14 protein-coding genes are annotated in these 13976 nt (G+C 55.9%); 7 read left to right on the top strand and 7 right to left on the bottom strand.

The window, feature by feature from the left end; all coding sequences use genetic code 11:
• Positions 1 to 51 precede the first annotated feature (51 nt).
• The gene (gene clpA, locus BSK21_RS10650; RefSeq protein WP_067551503.1) at positions 52 to 2379 is read right to left on the bottom strand and encodes an ATP-dependent Clp protease ATP-binding subunit ClpA; all 2328 of its coding nucleotides are present in this window, start codon (positions 2377 to 2379) and stop codon (positions 52 to 54) included.
• Positions 2380 to 2557: 178 nt separating this feature from the next.
• On the bottom strand, positions 2558 to 3325 hold the full coding sequence (gene gloB / locus BSK21_RS10645; protein ID WP_067551501.1) for a hydroxyacylglutathione hydrolase: 768 nt from the start codon (positions 3323 to 3325) through the stop codon (positions 2558 to 2560).
• A gap of 63 nt (positions 3326 to 3388) precedes the next feature.
• Between gloB and BSK21_RS10640 the strand changes: the two genes are divergently transcribed.
• From BSK21_RS10640 to BSK21_RS10610, 7 genes are all read left to right on the top strand, one after another.
• Positions 3389 to 4156 carry a class I SAM-dependent methyltransferase gene (locus tag BSK21_RS10640; RefSeq protein ID WP_067551498.1) on the top strand — a complete coding sequence of 256 codons (768 nt, stop codon included), beginning with the start codon at positions 3389 to 3391 and terminating at the stop codon, positions 4154 to 4156.
• Between the two features lie 300 nt (positions 4157 to 4456).
• Positions 4457 to 5017 (top strand): F0F1 ATP synthase subunit delta, encoded by a 561-nt coding sequence (locus tag BSK21_RS10635; RefSeq protein WP_067551689.1) that lies wholly within the window; start codon positions 4457 to 4459, stop codon positions 5015 to 5017.
• Positions 5017 to 6555, top strand: a complete 1539-nt coding sequence (gene atpA, locus BSK21_RS10630) for a F0F1 ATP synthase subunit alpha (RefSeq protein ID WP_067551495.1) — start codon at positions 5017 to 5019, stop codon at positions 6553 to 6555. The genes BSK21_RS10635 and atpA overlap by 1 nt, the downstream gene beginning before the upstream one ends.
• 23 nt (positions 6556 to 6578) lie before the next feature.
• Positions 6579 to 7448: a F0F1 ATP synthase subunit gamma gene (locus BSK21_RS10625; protein WP_067551492.1), complete on the top strand. Its 870-nt coding sequence runs from the start codon at positions 6579 to 6581 to the stop codon at positions 7446 to 7448.
• 18 nt (positions 7449 to 7466) lie between these two features.
• Positions 7467 to 8891, top strand: a complete 1425-nt coding sequence (gene atpD / locus BSK21_RS10620; protein WP_074039025.1) for a F0F1 ATP synthase subunit beta — start codon at positions 7467 to 7469, stop codon at positions 8889 to 8891.
• 11 nt (positions 8892 to 8902) lie between these two features.
• On the top strand, positions 8903 to 9331 hold the full coding sequence (locus BSK21_RS10615; protein ID WP_067551489.1) for a F0F1 ATP synthase subunit epsilon: 429 nt from the start codon (positions 8903 to 8905) through the stop codon (positions 9329 to 9331).
• 122 nt (positions 9332 to 9453) lie between these two features.
• Positions 9454 to 9804 (top strand): H-type lectin domain-containing protein, encoded by a 351-nt coding sequence (locus tag BSK21_RS10610; RefSeq protein WP_067551485.1) that lies wholly within the window; start codon positions 9454 to 9456, stop codon positions 9802 to 9804.
• 77 nt (positions 9805 to 9881) lie between these two features.
• Here the strand turns inward: BSK21_RS10610 and BSK21_RS10605 are convergent, their stop codons facing one another.
• The 5 genes from BSK21_RS10605 to BSK21_RS10585 all read right to left on the bottom strand — a co-directional run bounded on the left by BSK21_RS10605 (position 9882) and on the right by BSK21_RS10585 (position 13951).
• On the bottom strand, positions 9882 to 10901 hold the full coding sequence (locus BSK21_RS10605) for a ribose-phosphate pyrophosphokinase (RefSeq protein WP_067551482.1): 1020 nt from the start codon (positions 10899 to 10901) through the stop codon (positions 9882 to 9884).
• 121 nt (positions 10902 to 11022) lie between these two features.
• Entirely contained in the window at positions 11023 to 12072 is a 1050-nt protein-coding gene (locus BSK21_RS10600) for a low specificity L-threonine aldolase (protein WP_067551479.1), read from the bottom strand.
• Positions 12072 to 12539: a YcgN family cysteine cluster protein gene (locus BSK21_RS10595; protein ID WP_067551476.1), complete on the bottom strand. Its 468-nt coding sequence runs from the start codon at positions 12537 to 12539 to the stop codon at positions 12072 to 12074. The genes BSK21_RS10600 and BSK21_RS10595 overlap by 1 nt, the downstream gene beginning before the upstream one ends.
• Complete coding sequence (locus tag BSK21_RS10590; protein WP_067551473.1) at positions 12532 to 13470, bottom strand: bifunctional riboflavin kinase/FAD synthetase; 939 nt, start codon at positions 13468 to 13470, stop codon at positions 12532 to 12534. The genes BSK21_RS10595 and BSK21_RS10590 overlap by 8 nt, the downstream gene beginning before the upstream one ends.
• Positions 13471 to 13507: 37 nt before the next feature.
• Positions 13508 to 13951 carry a MaoC family dehydratase gene (locus BSK21_RS10585; RefSeq protein WP_067551686.1) on the bottom strand — a complete coding sequence of 148 codons (444 nt, stop codon included), beginning with the start codon at positions 13949 to 13951 and terminating at the stop codon, positions 13508 to 13510.
• Positions 13952 to 13976 lie beyond the last annotated feature (25 nt).

Genomic DNA, 13976 nt, shown 5'->3' with positions numbered 1-13976 from the left:
TCGCCACAGCTGGTGCGGCGAGAGTAATTAGTATCAGTGCCCCCGCACGCATCAATCTGCGGTCAAGAGCGGTGGTTTGTTTCCTGTCAGGCGACCTTGCTGTGGTGGCTCGACTTCCAGTTCGAGTTTGTCGTCTTTGACCAAGACACGAACCACACCGCCTTTGGTGAGCTTGCCGAACAGGAGTTCTTCGGCCAGCGGTTTTTTGATGTGTTCCTGAATGACACGTCCCAGCGGACGTGCACCCATTTTCGCATCGTAGCCTTTGTCGCCGAGCCAAGCGGCGGCAGCTGGTGTGAGTTCGATGTGGACGTTGCGGTCCATGAGTTGCGCTTCGAGTTGCAGAACGAACTTTTCGACGACCTGCAGGATAACCTCTTTCGGCAGCGGCTGGAACGGGATCACCGCGTCCAGACGGTTGCGGAATTCAGGTGTGAAGGTCCGTTCGATCGCAGCGGTATCTTCGCCTTCGCGACGGTCACGACCAAAGCCGATCGCTTCTTTCGCTTGCTCTGCGGCACCCGCGTTCGAGGTCATAATCAGGATCACGTTGCGGAAATCCGTCGTTCGACCGTTGTGGTCGGTCAGTTTCCCGTGGTCCATCACCTGCAACAGAATGTTGTAGACATCTGGGTGCGCTTTTTCGATTTCGTCGAGAAGCAGAACGCAGTGCGGGTTCTGGTCGATGCTATCGGTCAGCATACCGCCCTGATCGAACCCGACATAACCCGGAGGGGCACCGATCAAGCGTGATACCGCGTGCTTCTCCATATACTCGGACATGTCAAAACGGATCAGTTCGACGCCCAGCGTATCTGCAAGCTGTTTCGCAACCTCTGTTTTACCAACACCTGTCGGGCCCGCGAAGAGGTAGTTCCCGATGGGCTTTTCAGGTTCACGAAGACCCGCACGCGCCAGTTTGATCGCCGAGGACAGCGCTTCGATTGCGAGGTTCTGACCGAACACAACGCGCTTGAGCGATTTCTCCAGATCTTTGAGCGTCTCCGCATCGTCTTTGCTGACGTTCTTCGGTGGAATGCGTGCGATTTTGGCTACGACCGCCTCGATCTCTTTCACGCCGATGGTTTTACGGCGTTTGGATTCAGCGACCAGATGCTGAGCGGCACCTGCCTCGTCGATCACGTCGATGGCTTTATCGGGCAGTTTGCGGTCGTTGATATAACGGGCCGATAGTTCCACGGCGGATTTGATCGCATCGTGGGTGTAACGGATTTGGTGGTGATCTTCGAAGTAAGGCTTCAGGCCCTGCAGGATTTTCACCGAGTCCTCAACCGAAGGCTCGTTCACGTCAATTTTCTGGAAACGACGGGCAAGTGCGCGGTCTTTCTCGAAATGTTGGCGGAACTCTTTGTATGTGGTCGAGCCCATGCAGCGCAGCTTGCCGCCCTGCAGTGCAGGTTTCAGCAAGTTGGACGCATCCATCGCGCCGCCAGAGGTCGCACCCGCACCGATAACGGTATGGATCTCGTCGATGAACAGAACGGCATCGTCGTGGTCTTCGAGTTCGGAAACAACGGCCTTCAGACGCTCTTCGAAATCACCACGGTAGCGGGTTCCGGCGAGAAGGGCGCCCATATCAAGGCTGTAAATCGTCGTTTCAGATAGCACCTCGGGCACTTCGCCGTTTACGATCTTGCGGGCGAGGCCTTCGGCGATTGCGGTTTTACCAACGCCCGGATCCCCCACAAGAAGCGGGTTGTTCTTACGGCGACGGCAAAGCACCTGAATGCAGCGTTCAACCTCGTGATCGCGGCCAATCAGCGGATCAACGTCACCCTTCGCGGATTTCGCGTTCAGGTCCACGCAGTATTTGGCGAGAGCGGAGTCTTTCGCTTCGGCTGCTTCGGTCGCTGTCTCCGTCGTGCGATCTTCGTCATCGTCAGCGCCCATGATCGGACGTGCCTCGCCAAAGGCGGGGTCTTTGGCAACGCCGTGCGCGATAAAGTTGACCGCGTCATAACGGGTCATTTCCTGATCTTGGAGGAAGTAAGCCGCGTTGGATTCGCGTTCCGCAAATATCGCGACGAGGACGTTCGCACCCGTGACTTCGGTACGACCCGAAGACTGAACGTGGATCGCCGCACGCTGGATCACACGCTGGAACGCAGCGGTGGGCACGGCTTCGGACCCGTCAACTTCGGTGATCAGGGTCGACAGATCGTCGTCGATATATTCTTCGAGGTTTTTGCGCAGCTCATCGAGATCGACAGAGCACGCTTTCATGACGCGTGCGGCGTCGGGTTCATCGATCAGGGCCAGCAAAAGATGTTCGAGTGTAGCGAGTTCGTGACGACGCGCATTGGCCAAAGCCAGCGCCGCATGGATGGACTGCTCAAGTGTGGTCGAAAAAGATGGCACGATGAGTGCTCCTTTCTTTCGGTGTCTCGCGGAACACGTTCCGTTCGACTGTGGCCTCATACCTTTAAAGTTTGGTTTTCTTGCCCAACCTTCAAGGACTTTCTTTCATATTCGCTTCACATTTCGCGTCATCGCCCTGTAACGGCGCGTCAGCGCGGAATGTTTTTGCACCAAACTATCAGAAATTGTCCTTTCGGCGGCGAATTTCGGTGAATACTTCGAGGTCTGATGCACCTTCCATGCCGACTGCGGCTTTGAGGTCTGGATGGTCTGCACGCAAATAGGGATTGGTCGCTTTTTCCAAGCTGAGGAGCGATGGAACAGTCGCCTCGTTCCTTGCGCGGGCTTCGGCCGTGGATTGTATGCGGGCCTGAACGGCTGGAGTGTTCGGATCAATGGTGGCCACGAATTTGGCATTCGATGCTGTGTATTCATGGCCAGAACAGACCAAAGTATCGTCGGGCAGGGCGCGGAGGCGTTGCATGCTGACCCACATTTGTGCGGGTGTTCCCTCAAACAAGCGACCACAGCCAAATGCCATTAGGCTATCAGCACTGAACAAATAGCCGCTTTGGGGGAAGTAAAACGCCACGTGCCCGATGGTGTGGCCGTAGACGTCGATCACCTCGCAGGGTTCGCCACAAATGGTGATCTCTTGACCATCTACCACAGAGTGGTCGAGCTTTGGTAGGCGCGCTTCATCGGCGGCGGCGCCAATGATTTTGGGATTATATCTTGCGACAAGATCAGGAACGCCGTCCACGTGGTCCCAGTGGTGGTGGGTGAGCAGAATGGTGCCGAGGGTCAGGCCATGTGCGTCTAGGTAGGACAAAATCGGTCCAGTCTCGGGGGCGTCGATCAGTGCGACCTCATTCGTTTCAGTGTTTCGGACCAGATAGGCGTAGTTATCGGTCAAACAGGGCAAGGTAATGAGTTCAAGGGGCATGGCATTGTCACGATCTTCGGTTAAGCTTTGATAAAGAGACTAGCCCAAAGGCCACCGACCGCAATGCATCTCGACGTAATTGATCTGCGCAATTTCTATTATCGCAGCGCCTTGGGGCGGGCCGCACAAAAGGTTATCCGTGGTGAATTGACTGCGATGTGGCCCGAGGCGAAAGGGCAAACCGTTGCGGGCTTTGGCTTTGCTGCGCCGCTTTTGCGTCCTTACTTAGATGATGCGCGTCGGGTTGTGGCGCTGATGCCAGGGCCACAGGGGGTTATGCCGTGGCCTGCGGGGCAGCCGAATGTCAGTGTCCTATGTGAAGAAATGATGTGGCCGTTCGAAAATGGCGTGGTCGATAAGCTTGTTTTGATGCATGGGCTGGAGACGTCAGAGAATCCGACGGCGGTTTTAGAGGAATGCTGGCGTGTTCTTGGACCAGGGGGGCGAGCTGTTTTCGTGGTGCCCAACCGTGCGGGCCTCTGGTCCCGATCGGACAAAACACCGTTCGGATACGGGCGGCCCTATTCATTGAGCCAACTTGAGGCTCAACTCAGGCAGCACAACTTTGTTGTCGAGCGAGCCTCGTCAGTGCTGTATCAGCCCCCCTCTAAGAAGCGGATATGGCGCAAACTGGCGAATGTGCTCGAAGATCTGGGGCATAAATTGCCGTTCATCGCTTCTGGTGGTGTGTTGATTGTCGAAGTGTCCAAGCAGGTCTCTGCTCCCCGTCGTCCGGGTCTGGGGGAGGCGGTGAAACGCCCGCTTAAAATCCTTGAAGGGGTGGGGCGACCTGTGCCCGAAGCGGGGCTGTCAAATAGCCGACCGACCTAACAATCACGAAAAAGAGATTCGATTCTCGGTTCAAATCGGATTTCAGTATACCGTCGCGTACCAATTTTTGACGAGAAAGGTTGCGCGAATGGTCGCACCCGTCACCTTGCGGCGCTGTTCTTTCAGAGTATTGGCGCAAACAATCGATCTTGAGTGCGTCTAGGCGGTTGCGACAGTCATACCTGTCTGCTACATCCCCCGTGATTTTGGCGCCCCCGCTTCGACGAGGGCGGTTCAAGCTGCCTAAACTTCAGACCATCCCGGTATGACGTGAGGGCCAAAACTATCGGAAGGGTGGACGTGTCCGAACCAGCTTCGATCTCAACCGGCATCGCTTCGCGCTATGCATCTGCTGCTTTTGACCTTGCCAAAGAAGGCAAAGGTCTTGCTGCTCTTGAATCCGACATTGACGCACTGACGGCTGCACTCGAAGGCAGCTCTGATCTGCGCGCTCTGATTTCTTCGCCGTTGTACTCCCGCGAAGAGCAAGCGACTGCGATTGCAGCGCTCGCAAAAAAGATGGGCCTGTCGGAAATCGTAACCAACACTCTCGGCCTGCTGGCGCAAAAGCGCCGTATGTTCGTTCTGCCGTTCGTTCTGAACGCGCTGCGCGACCTGATGGCCGAAGAGAAAGGCGAAGTAACCGCCGAGGTTATCAGCGCGAAGGCGCTGACTAAAACTCAGTCCGATAAATTGGCAAAGACACTCTCTGCCAATATCGGTAAAACTGTGAAAATTAATGCGGCCGTGGACGAGTCCCTCGTTGGCGGTCTTGTTGTTAAGGTGGGCTCGAAGATGATCGACACGTCGATCCGCTCCAAGCTCAGCGCTCTCCAGAACACCATGAAAGAGGTCGGATAATGGCGATCCAAGCTGCAGAAATTTCTGCGATCCTGAAGGACCAGATCAAAAACTTTGGCCAAGATGCCGAAGTGGCCGAAATCGGCCGTGTGCTCTCGGTCGGTGACGGTATCGCTCGCGTATACGGTCTGGACAATGTTCAGGCTGGTGAAATGGTCGAATTCCCCGGTGGTATCCGCGGGATGGCTCTGAACCTCGAAGCAGACAACGTTGGTGTTGTTATCTTCGGTTCCGACCGCGACATTAAAGAAGGTGACACTGTTAAGCGCACCAACTCGATCGTGGACGTTCCGGCTGGTGATGAACTGCTCGGTCGCGTTGTTGACGGTCTGGGTAACCCGATCGACGGCAAAGGTCCGATCAACGCTTCCAAGCGTTTGGTTGCTGACGTTAAAGCACCGGGCATCATTCCCCGTAAATCGGTTCACGAACCGATGGCAACCGGCCTGAAATCGGTTGACGCGATGATCCCGATTGGCCGTGGCCAGCGTGAGCTTATCATTGGCGACCGTCAGACTGGTAAAACCGCTGTGGCTCTGGACGCAATCCTGAACCAGAAGTCTTACAACGAAGCTGCTGGCGACGATGAGTCCAAGAAACTCTACTGCATCTACGTTGCAGTTGGTCAGAAGCGTTCGACTGTTGCTCAGCTCGTTCGTAAGCTCGAAGAAAACGGCGCGATGGAATACTCCATCGTTGTTGCTGCAACCGCGTCCGATCCGGCACCGATGCAGTTCCTTGCTCCCTACGCGGCAACCGCAATGGCAGAGCACTTCCGTGACAACGGCCGCCACGCACTGATCATCTACGATGACCTTTCGAAGCAGGCTGTTTCGTATCGCCAGATGTCGCTTCTGCTCCGCCGTCCGCCGGGCCGTGAAGCTTACCCGGGCGACGTTTTCTATCTCCACTCGCGTCTGCTGGAACGTTCGGCAAAGCTGAACGAAGACAATGGTTCGGGCTCGCTCACCGCGCTGCCGATCATTGAAACCCAGGGCGGCGACGTTTCGGCGTTTATTCCGACCAACGTGATCTCGATCACCGACGGTCAGATCTTCCTCGAAACCGAGCTGTTCTACCAGGGTATCCGCCCAGCTGTGAACACCGGTCTGTCGGTTTCGCGCGTTGGTTCGTCCGCTCAGACCAAAGCAATGTCGTCTGTTGCTGGTCCGGTTAAACTGTCGCTCGCTCAGTACCGCGAGATGGCAGCATTCGCTCAGTTCGGTTCCGACCTTGATGCTGCAACCCAGCGTCTTCTGAACCGTGGTGCGCGTCTGACCGAGCTGATGAAACAGCCGCAGTACTCGCCGCTGACCAACGCGGAAATCGTTTGCATCATCTTCGCTGGCACCAACGGTTACCTCGACAAAGTCGACGTAAAAGAAGTTGGCCGCTACGAAGCAGCGCTCCTCGCATTCCTGCGCACCAAGCGTAAGGACATCTTGGATTGGATCGCGAACGACGACCCGAAGATCAAAGGTGCTGATGCTGACAAGCTGAAGGCTGCGCTGGACGAATTCGCCGCAGACTTCGCCTGATCACCGGATAAGGAGACAAGGCAGTGCCAAGTCTTAAGGACCTAAAAAACAGGATCGCGTCGGTCAAATCGACCCGCAAGATCACAAAGGCGATGCAGATGGTCGCGGCGGCAAAGCTCCGCCGTGCCCAGGACGCTGCTGAATCGGCTCGCCCGTACACTGAGCGTTTCAACGCTGTAGTGTCCGCGCTTGCTGCTTCGGCTGGTGGTTCGGATACTGCGCCGCTGCTGCTTCGTGGTACGGGCAGCGATCAAGTCCACATGCTTGTGGTCATGACCGCTGAACGTGGCCTCTGCGGCGGTTTCAACTCTTCGATCGTGAAGAAAGCCCGTCAGGCTGTTCGCGACCTTCAAGCCCAAGGCAAGACGGTCAAGATCCTGACAGTTGGCAAGAAGGGCCGTGAACAGCTTCGCCGTGATTTCGGCGATCTGATTGTGGATCACGTAGATCTCTCCGCTGTTAAGCGTATGGACTATGCGACCGCACAATCCATCGGCAAAGACCTTCTCAAGCGGTTCGAAGCCGGTGAATTCGACGTTGCGACGATCTTCTTTGCGCAATTCCAGTCTGTGATCGCTCAGATCCCAACTGCGCAACAGGTGATCCCAGCAAAGTTTGAAGCAACCGACGGTGCTGTGGCTGACTACGACTACGAACCTAGCGAAGAAGCAATCCTCGAAGACCTGCTGCCTGCCAGCGTGTCGACGGCGGTCTTTGCGGCGCTGCTAGAAAACGCTGCATCCGAACAGGGTGCGCGGATGAGCGCGATGGACAACGCAACTCGCAACGCGGGCGACATGATCGACCGCTTGACCATTGAATTCAACCGTTCGCGTCAGGCCGTCATCACCAACGAACTGATCGAAATTATCTCGGGCGCGGAAGCGCTCTAAGAACCGGAGTAACGAAACATGGCAAACGCAAAAGGCAAAATCACGCAGGTGATTGGCGCCGTTGTGGACGTGCAGTTCGAAGATGCCCTGCCGGCGATCCTCAACGCACTCGACACCGAAAACAATGGCAAGAAGCTGGTTCTTGAAGTGGCCCAGCACCTTGGCGAAAACACCGTACGTACCATCGCTATGGACGCGACCGAAGGTCTCGTCCGTGGTCAGGCAGTGGTCGACACCGGCGCACCGATCTCGGTTCCGGTTGGTACCGCGACCCTCGGTCGTATTCTGAACGTTGTTGGCGAACCCGTTGACGAAAAGGGCCCAGTGAACGCGACGGAAACCCGTCCGATCCACGCTGAGGCACCGGAATTCAGCGACCAGTCGACTGAAACCGAAATCCTCGTAACCGGCATCAAGGTTATCGACCTTCTCGCACCTTACTCCAAAGGTGGTAAGATTGGTCTGTTCGGTGGTGCAGGCGTTGGTAAAACCGTTCTCATCATGGAACTCATCAACAACATCGCAAAAGTGCACTCGGGCTACTCCGTGTTCGCTGGTGTTGGTGAACGTACCCGTGAAGGTAACGACCTTTATCACGAGATGATCGAATCCAACGTTATTAAGCCGGACAACCTCGAAGAGTCGCAAGTGGCTCTCGTGTACGGTCAGATGAACGAGCCTCCGGGAGCACGTGCACGTGTAGCGCTGACCGGTCTGACCCTTGCGGAACAGTTCCGTGACGCTTCGGGTACTGACGTTCTGTTCTTCGTCGACAACATCTTCCGCTTCACTCAGGCTGGTTCCGAAGTTTCGGCACTTCTGGGTCGTATCCCGTCTGCTGTGGGCTACCAGCCAACACTGGCAACCGACATGGGCGCGATGCAGGAACGCATTACCTCGACCAAGAACGGCTCGATTACATCGATCCAAGCTGTGTACGTACCTGCGGACGACCTTACCGACCCTGCACCGGCAACGACCTTTGCTCACTTGGACGCAACCACCGTTCTTAACCGCGCAATCTCGGAACTTGGTATCTACCCGGCAGTTGACCCGCTCGACTCGTCGTCGCGTATCCTTGACCCGCAGATCGTTGGCGAAGAGCACTACCAGGTTGCTCGCGACGTCCAGAACATCCTTCAGCGCTACAAGTCGCTGCAGGACATCATCGCGATCCTCGGCATGGACGAACTGTCGGAAGAAGACAAACTGACCGTTTCGCGCGCTCGTAAGATCCAGCGTTTCCTCTCGCAGCCGTTCGACGTTGCGAAAGTGTTCACTGGTTCGGACGGTGTTCAGGTTCCGCTGGAAGACACCATCTCGTCGTTCAAAGCAGTTGTGGCCGGTGAATACGACCATCTGCCAGAAGCTGCCTTCTACATGGTAGGCGGTATCGGCGAAGTTCTGGCAAAGGCCGAAAAACTGGCAGCTGAAGCTGCCTAAGGAGAGGCATAATGGCTGACACGCTCCAATTTGATCTCGTATCCCCTGAACGGAAGCTCGCTTCTGTTCAGGCCACCGAGGTCCAGATCCCGGCTGCTGAAGGCGCAATGACGGCGATGGCAGGTCACGCACCGACCATCACCACCCTGCGTCCAGGTATCCTGCGGGTCGTTCATGCGGGCGGCAGCGACGAATATGTCGTTTCCGGCGGCTTTGCCGAAATCGGTGCAGAGAGTGTTTCGGTTCTTGCTGAACGCGCACTGCCCACCGCAGAAGTGACCCAAGAGATCTTTGCTGAGATGGTTGCGGAATACCGCGCCGCTCACGAGAAGGCTCTTGCGAACTTCAAGAACGAACCGGGTCCGGTTGATGATGCGGCTCACCTTCTGGCTGACATGGTCGCCGTTGGTACCCACATGGGTCTGTCGTATCAGGAATAATCCTGACCTATACGAATTAAGCTTCGAAATAGGCCCCTTTGGGGGCCTATTTTCATATGAAAACCTCGTTTTTGACGAATTTCTCTGGTCTACGTATTTTGGGACTTATAGCGTAACGGGTAATGAAGAAGCTTCAAAATCATCTTATTGGTGTGGATCAAGGCGAAGTTGTCTTGTTCTCGGACTTTGAAACCGACGGTCCAATGTGGTCGGGCGATGGTCACCGTAGTTTGCGGCGGGCTGTTACCTTTTCGTCGCCGTATCGTTCGCTGCCAATGGTTCAGTGCTGGTTGTCGATGGTCGATATTTCGAACACCACCAATTGCCGCACGGATGTGCAGGCCGAGGACATCACTGAAACAGGCTTTGCAATCGTTTTCCAGACTTGGGGCGACACGAAAATTGCTCGTGTCCGTGTGGCATGGCAGTCGATTGGTGAGGTGCCGCATGACGATGATTGGGACGTTGTCTGACCTATTCGCAAGTGGCCAAAGAAAAACCCCCGACGTTGCCGTTCGGGGGTTTCTTGTTTCTAGTCTTTCGACCCAGTTCAATTGGAGTTGTAGAGGCCTTCGTAGATCGGGATCAGGGTCTCGTCTTCGAACAGCGACGAAACAGAAGTGCCGTTCCAAGTGTTCAGGATCGCTTGAGCGAACATTGGTGCGGTCGGAACAACGCGGATGTTCGGAGCCTTGAGGATCGCGTCAGACGGCTGGATGGTATCTGTGATCACCAGCGACTTCATGACCGAGTTTGTAACGCGCTCAACTGCTGGGCCAGACATCACACCGTGAGAGATATAGGCGTGCACTTCGGACGCGCCCGCTTCCATCAGGTGTTCAGCGGCTTTGCAGAGCGTGCCTGCGGTATCGCAAAGGTCGTCCACGATGATACATTTCTTGCCTTCGACGTTACCGATGACGGTCATCTCAGCGACTTCGCCAGCTTTCTCGCGGCGTTTGTCGACGATCGAGAGTGGGGCGTTGATACGCTTAGCAAGCTCGCGTGCGCGAGCCACACCACCAACGTCAGGGGAAACGACCATGATGTCGTCCATGTTGCCTTTGAAGTGGTGCTTGATGTCCAGCGCAAAGATCGGCGCCGCGTAAAGGTTGTCGACCGGCATATCAAAGAAACCTTGGATCTGCGTTGCGTGCAGGTCCATGGTCAGAACGCGGTCAACGCCAGCTTCGGCGATGAGGTTCGCAACCAGTTTTGCGCTGATCGGCGTGCGCGCCTTAGTACGGCGGTCCTGACGTGCGTAACCAAAATAGGGGATCACTGCGGTGATACGACCAGCCGAAGAACGCTTCAGCGCGTCGGTGATGATCAGCAGCTCCATCAGGTTGTCGTTGGCAGGGTTCGACGTCGGCTGAATGACGAACATGTCTTCGCCACGGACGTTTTCGAAAACTTCGACAAAGATTTCGCCGTCGTTGAAACGCTCAACACGAGCATCAACAAGGTTAACATTCATGCCACGATGCATAGACATGCGACGGGCAATGGATTGAGCGAGCGGTTTGTTGGCGTTCCCCGAAATCAGTTTCGGTTCAGTGATCGACGGCATGTGGCAGAGTCCCAAGCTGTTGTCCGTGTGTGACGGAATCGTGACGCAGGGACCGCGTAGCACACGGAACCGTTAAGGCAAAGTTTTACCATGCCTTAATACGCTTTTGCCGCAGGATTTCTTAGTTGAGCGCGTTTAGGAACGCCTCAATATCCTGCTCAGTCGTCGACCAGCTGGCCACCAATCGCGCTGTGAGGGTTTCGTTGGCGGAGCCTTCAAGGTTCTGGTTGAACGGCCAAAAATAGTAATTGGCCCCAGCGGCAAATGCCTTTTGGTGAGCGCCGCGGGGGAAACCAGCGAATACCATGTTCGCATCGGTCGGGTGCAAGAGCGTCGCTCCCTCGATTTTTTGGATGCCGGCGGACAACAATTGGCCCATTGCGTTCGCATGGGTTGCGAGGTCGCGCCACAGATCGTCGGTCAGATAGGCATCCATCTGGGCGGACAGATAGCGGTGCTTGGAAAACAGGTGACCGCCGCGCTTGCGCCGCAGTTCAAATTCCCATGCGAGTTTTGGATCAAAGATCACGACCGCTTCTACACCCATGAGGCCGTTCTTGGTGCCTCCGAACGACAGGATATCAATGCCAGCTTTCCAAGTCATTTCTGCGGGGGTGGCGCCGCTCGCGACGATGGCATTGGCGAAGCGGGCGCCATCCATATGACAGGGTAAGTCGTAGTCACGCGCGATGGCAGTCAGTTCTGCGACCTCAGCAGCCGAATAGACTGCGCCTTTCTCTGTGACGTTGGTGATCGACACAACGCCCCGTTGGAGGTTGTGAACCCCACCTCGGCCTGTGAATTCGATCGCGTTGCGAAGAGCCTCAGGCGACATCTTTGCGTCTTTGCCTTCAACAAGGCAGAGTTTGCCTCCGCCGATGTAGAACTCTGGCGCGCCGCATTCGTCTTCTTCGATGTGGGAACTACGATGGCAGAACACGCTTTGCCACGGGTCGGTGATCAAGGCGAGGCCCAGTGCATTGGCGGCAGATCCCGTTGCGACGAGGTAGACTGCAGCCTCGGGAGCCTCAAACAGAGTGCGGATTTTTTGACGAACCGTCTCCATGATCGGGTCGCTACCATATGACGATACATAGCCTGTGTTGGCAGCGGTAAGGGCCTCCATCACTTTGGGATGAACAGGGCTCGTATTGTCGGAGGCAAAAAACATTAGATCGGTTCCTCGATGATGTGGTCTTCCCAGTCTTCGTCGGCGATGTCGAACTCCGATAGGGTGCGGTATTGCATCGAAACGCCTGCTAAATGAACGGTTTCCGAATTGCCCGAAATCAGCGGATGCCAGTCGTAAAGTGGTCGTTTTTCATGAACCAGACGGTAAGCGCAGGTTTGCGGGAGCCAGTATAGGTTATCCAAAATGGTCTTTGGCGTCAGCACGATACATTCGGGCACAAATTGGTGGCGAATGTCGTATTGGCTGCACAGGCAGGTCGCGTCGTCCAGAAGGCGGCAGGCCACGTTGGTCAGCGCGACTTCTCCCGTATCTTCGTCCTCAAGCTTGTTGAGGCAGCATTTCCCGCAGCCATCGCAGAGCGCTTCCCATTCCTGACGGTTCATCTTTTCCATCGGAACGGTTTTCCAGTAATTCTGGCGCAGGCCGCTGCGGTCGATGTCAGACATCTTTGAGAATCTTTCGGGCTGTATCGCAGTCATTCGCCATCTGAACGATGAGCGCATCGAGGCTGTCGAATTTTAGTTCGGGGCGGAGGTAGTCCACAAGCGCGACCGAAAGCGGGGTGCCATAAAGGTCCCCTTTGAAATCAAACAGGAAAGTCTCGATGTTCGGTACATTGTCTTCGCCAAACATGGGGCGAACGCCGATAGAAGCTGCGCCGTCGTAGCTGCCTGCGTGCGGTCCTTCGAGGACGTCGACCTTTACAGCGTAAACACCCAGTTTCGGCTGGTGAAGGTTGGTGATCGACATATTCGCGGTTGGGTAGCCAAGGTCGCGACCGCGCTGATCGCCACGGATCACGGGGCCTTCGATGCGGTGCCAATGGCCCAGCATACGTGCAGCGTCACGAGGACGGCCATCGGAGAGGGCGTTGCGGATATTCGTCGAGGAGACTTCCTCCTCAAACGTCAAAAGCGGGGTGACGGTCACGCCAAACCCAAGATCTTCACCAAGTGATTTCAGCGTTTCGACATCGCCAGCTCGTTTCGCGCCAAAACAGAAGTCCGCCCCAACGACGACATGCACAAGGCCGAGCCGCTGAACGATGATCGTCTCTGCAAATTCACGAGGGGTGAATTGGGCGAGAGCGGCATTAAACGGCACGTCGTAGAGTTTCTGGACACCCAGTTTGCGCAGGCGATGTGCCTTGGCTTCGGCGTTCATCAAACGGAACGGCGGTGCATCGGGGGCAAAGAACTGACGCGGATGCGGTTCGAACGTCATCACGCCGAGAGGCGCGCCCAGATCAAACGCCGCCTTACGGGTCAAATCTATGACCGCCTGATGGCCCAGATGGACGCCGTCAAAATTTCCGATGGCCGCAGCCGCGCCACGATCATTGGGGTCTAGGAATAGGGTGTCTCGAATAATGCGCATGGGCGATGCGTAGCTGCCCAAGCCGACGCATGCAAGATCAGTCGAACTTCCGCGACGGCGCGAGAACGGTTGCTTCGCCGATCAGCACCTTTTTGCCGTTGACGAGGCAGCGCGTTTCCATGGTCACACGACGTTTGGAATGGTCGATGTTTGTGACCTCAACCTCGGCCAATACCATATCGCCGGGGCGCACGGGGGCGAGGAATTTCAGCGATTGCCCCAGATAGACCGTGCCGTGACCCGGAAGCTGTTCCCCGATCACCGCAGAGATCAGACCTGCGGTAAGCATCCCATGCGCAATACGCCCCTCAAAGATCGTGTCTTGGGCATAGTCGTCATCAAGGTGCACAGGGTTACGGTCTGTTGAGACTTCAGCGAACATTTCGATGTCGCGGTCCGTGACGACCTTACGCAACGACCGGATCATACCGATTTCGATATCTTCGATACAGATCGTACCGCGGGGGAAGTTATCCAGCATATTCGGCTCCATTGCGTAACAAATG

Origin of the sequence: Marivivens sp. JLT3646, from assembly GCF_001908835.1 — a bacterium.
Lineage (GTDB): Bacteria > Pseudomonadota > Alphaproteobacteria > Rhodobacterales > Rhodobacteraceae > Marivivens > Marivivens geojensis.
This window is presented reverse-complemented; position numbering and strand designations above follow the sequence as displayed.